Annotated in this window: 3 protein-coding genes and 2 tRNA genes; 2 read left to right on the top strand and 3 right to left on the bottom strand. The window is 48.6% G+C overall.

Features of this window, described 5'->3' with window-relative positions:
* Positions 1 to 303 precede the first annotated feature (303 nt).
* Positions 304 to 1,239, top strand: coding sequence for a class I SAM-dependent methyltransferase (locus ACQRCJ_RS12205; RefSeq protein WP_427799914.1), 936 nt, complete (start codon positions 304 to 306; stop codon positions 1,237 to 1,239).
* Between the two features lie 84 nt (positions 1,240 to 1,323).
* Here the strand turns inward: ACQRCJ_RS12205 and ACQRCJ_RS12200 are convergent.
* The 3 genes from ACQRCJ_RS12200 to ACQRCJ_RS12190 form a co-directional block, all read right to left on the bottom strand.
* A tRNA-Met gene (locus ACQRCJ_RS12200) sits at positions 1,324 to 1,400 on the bottom strand.
* A gap of 331 nt (positions 1,401 to 1,731) precedes the next feature.
* Positions 1,732 to 1,808: transfer RNA gene (locus ACQRCJ_RS12195), tRNA-Met, on the bottom strand.
* 94 nt (positions 1,809 to 1,902) lie between these two features.
* Positions 1,903 to 2,697 (bottom strand): undecaprenyl-diphosphate phosphatase, encoded by a 795-nt coding sequence (locus ACQRCJ_RS12190; protein WP_006004607.1) that lies wholly within the window; start codon positions 2,695 to 2,697, stop codon positions 1,903 to 1,905.
* Positions 2,698 to 2,777: 80 nt separating this feature from the next.
* Between ACQRCJ_RS12190 and ACQRCJ_RS12185 the strand changes: the two genes are divergently transcribed.
* Positions 2,778 to 2,972: a hypothetical protein gene (locus ACQRCJ_RS12185; protein WP_168935744.1), complete on the top strand. Its 195-nt coding sequence runs from the start codon at positions 2,778 to 2,780 to the stop codon at positions 2,970 to 2,972.
* The last annotated feature ends 332 nt before the right edge of the window (positions 2,973 to 3,304 follow it).

Here is a 3,304-nt window from a genome sequence, read left to right as displayed (position 1 = left end):
TAAGCAAGACTACACTCAATACTGAAAAGCTCTGTAAAATAAAATCATTTTTTTTATACATGTCAAAGATTTCATATCCGTTTTATCTTGTCCACCTTCAAGTTCTCAGTCTTTTCATCTCAATATACTATAAAATAGACATATCAAATATATACTTAAAGCACGTTCTCTTTATATTCATGGTAATTATATCTATTAAAGTGACATTTTTAACCTCTTCTCTTTTACATAGATACATCGAAAATCCAAGTATAAGATTACGAAAAAAAATAAAAATTTCATAGATACGAGGAGGTCGTAAACATGAACAAAGAAATACTCAACTTCTTATCACACTATACTACCTATGAATATAAAGGACCGCATGAGATATTAGCTGGAGGGGTCACCCCATGGATTGGACATGTTATTTTTGCCGATATGCTTATTCGAGCATATCGCCCTCAATGCCTAGTAGAACTTGGTAGCCACACTGGTGTTTCTTTTTTTGCTTTCTGTGAAGCTGTCAAACAATCATGGCTAAAAACAACATGTTATGCAGTTGATACCTGGAAAGGGGATGAACAAGCAGGCTTCTACGGAGAAGATGTATACATAAAATTTTCAGAGCATGCTGAAAAATGCTATTCAAATTTTGCAACGATGTTGCGTATGAAATTTGATGATGCAGTACAATATTTTAAAGATGAATCTATTGACATACTCCATATTGATGGACTTCATACATATGATGCAGTCAAGCACGACTTCTATACCTGGCTACCAAAGGTAAAACCCGGAGGGATTATCCTTTTTCATGATGTTGCCGAGCAAGGAAATAATTTTGGTGTCTATAAATTATGGCATGAAATAGCAGAAAAATCTCAAGAGATTTGTGTTTTTACCCATTCTCATGGTCTTGCTATATGGAGAAAACCTGGAGGCCCAACTCTTGATAATCCCCTATTGCAAAATCTCCTATCTCAAGACAAAGAAATCTCAATAGCGCTAGTCGAACTAATAAAATCAACTTCTGAGTATTTTGTTAATAGCCACAAACTAAAAGATATCAAATCAAAGTATGAAAGCGTCAATGCAAGATATAATAATATATTCCAAGATAATATTAATTTAAAAAATATAAATAGCCAGTTAAAAAGTGAACTTGAATCAATTTTGAATTCAAATTCATGGAAAGTTACGTTTCCCTTACGAGAAATATCTCGCTGGCTGCGAAATAAATTGTCAAAAAACAAATAGTTGGATCTTTATAAGAGCAAAAAAAGAGCTACCAAAGGCAATAAAAAAGGCCCGGAAAATATTCCGGGCCTTTTTTATTGCCTTTGGTAGCAAGGGAGGGATTTGAACCCCCGACACTGCGGGTATGAACCGCATGCTCTGACCAACTGAGCTACCTTGCCATAAGATTACTGTGGCTTTTCCACAACGTAGGAATGTATCTACAAAAATTACGGCACGCTGGCAAGTCTTTTTTTGTACCTTTCTTCCAGCGACTACAAATCGTCCTCCCCCCCAGCCCCCTTTGACATCTTCGAGGTCTGAATGCACAACAGGCAATCACCACGTGGAAGATCGCGATAACAGAACTTTCCCCTGTGCTCTCCAGCCGCCATCCTGACGCTGAAGTGAAGAACGTATCATCAAATTCCGCTTCTCTATCTGCGGACTTACTACAGACGGAGATCCATAACAAAAGAAGCCCGGGAAATTCCCGGGCTTCCTGTCATATTCTGGTAGCAAGGGAGGGATTTGAACCCCCGACACTGCGGGTATGAACCGCATGCTCTGACCAACTGAGCTACCTTGCCGTGATGGCGTTTCGTGTCCCACTCAACGCAGGGATGTATCTACAGAAGTTGCTCCCCTTTGGCAAGCATTTTTTGGGGATTTTCCCAATTTTTTTTAATGCACCATGAAATACCAGATAAAGGGAGCCAGCAGCAGGCGGTACACGGCAAAGGGCACCAGGGTCATATGACCCACCAGCCTCACGAAGGCCTTGACCGCGATCAGGGCGGAAATAAAGGAGCCGATCATGCCCACGGCAAAGAAGGGGATGTCCGCCGCGGTGAACAGATGCAGGCTCTTGAGCAGGTCAAAGCCCGTGGCCGCCACCATGATGGGCACGGCGGCGATGAACGAATATTCGGCCGCCAGCGGACGGCGGGCCCCCAGGATCATGCCGCCCATGATGGTGGCCGCCGAACGGGAAAAGCCGGGGAACAGGGCCAGGCACTGGAAGCAGCCGATGCCGAAGGCCAGGCCGGGCGTCATGTCGTCCAGGGTCTCATAGCGGGGATGGAACTGGCGGCGCTCCACAAAGATCATCAGCAGGGCGCCGATGACGAAGGGGATCAGCACCATGCTCGGCGTGAACAGGCTCTTGATCTGGGAGTGCAGCAACAGGCCCAGCACACAGGCGGGCACGCAGGTGAGGAAGAGCATCCAGATGCCGCGCAGACCGGCAAAGGGCACGCCCTGTTGCGGCCGCAGCAGGCCCCAGAAACGTCCCCAGTAGAGGACGACCACCGCCATGATGGCGCCCAGCTGGATGACCACCTGGAAGGTGGCAGCTTTTTCACCGCTGAAATTGAGCAGATCGCCCACCAGCACCAGATGGCCCGAGGACGAGACCGGCAGGTATTCCGTCAGCCCTTCCACGATGCTGAGGATGAACGCAACCCACAAATTATCCATATATGCCGTCCTTTGGATCCGAAGACCCGTTGTTTCCCGAAACGGACTCGGCTAGAGTGATCCACAAAAAGGAGAACTCCATGGCCACCATCATGCCCGCTTCGGAACTGGTACGGCGAGCCGCCGCCTGGCTGGCGGAACAGCGCGCCCTGTATCCCGAAAAATCCCTGGCCGCCCTTCTGGACGAAGCCGGGATGCGCTTCAACCTCAACCCGCTGGACGCGGCGGCACTGGGCCGCCTGTTCGATCCCGCGACGCAGGAAAAAAACGACTAGCCTTCCCGGATGGCAGCAGCCCATCCCCGGCTGGCCCCGGTCGCAGCGCCCGCGGCCAGCCTATAGACGGAAATGCCGGGCATTGCAATCCCCGTCGTGCGCATCATGCCGCGAGGTATGAAAAAAGGGAAGGCGGCCTGATGGTCGTACTCCCCTTGTTCCAGTCTCCCCCATCCCTTGCGGACGGGGGAGTTTTTTGTCTCTGCCCGGAGGCTCCTCTCTGCCCTCCCCTGTCCCTCTGAGGGGCGCCGAAAAAGGAAGAGGCATGGGGAAGGGAGGCCTCCTTGCCGCCGGCAAAAAGCCCTCCCCGCCCTTGTCGAGAATCGTTTATC

This window comes from Desulfovibrio sp. SGI.102 (assembly GCF_050314315.1).
Taxonomy (GTDB): Bacteria; Desulfobacterota; Desulfovibrionia; order Desulfovibrionales; family Desulfovibrionaceae; genus Desulfovibrio.
This window is presented reverse-complemented; position numbering and strand designations above follow the sequence as displayed.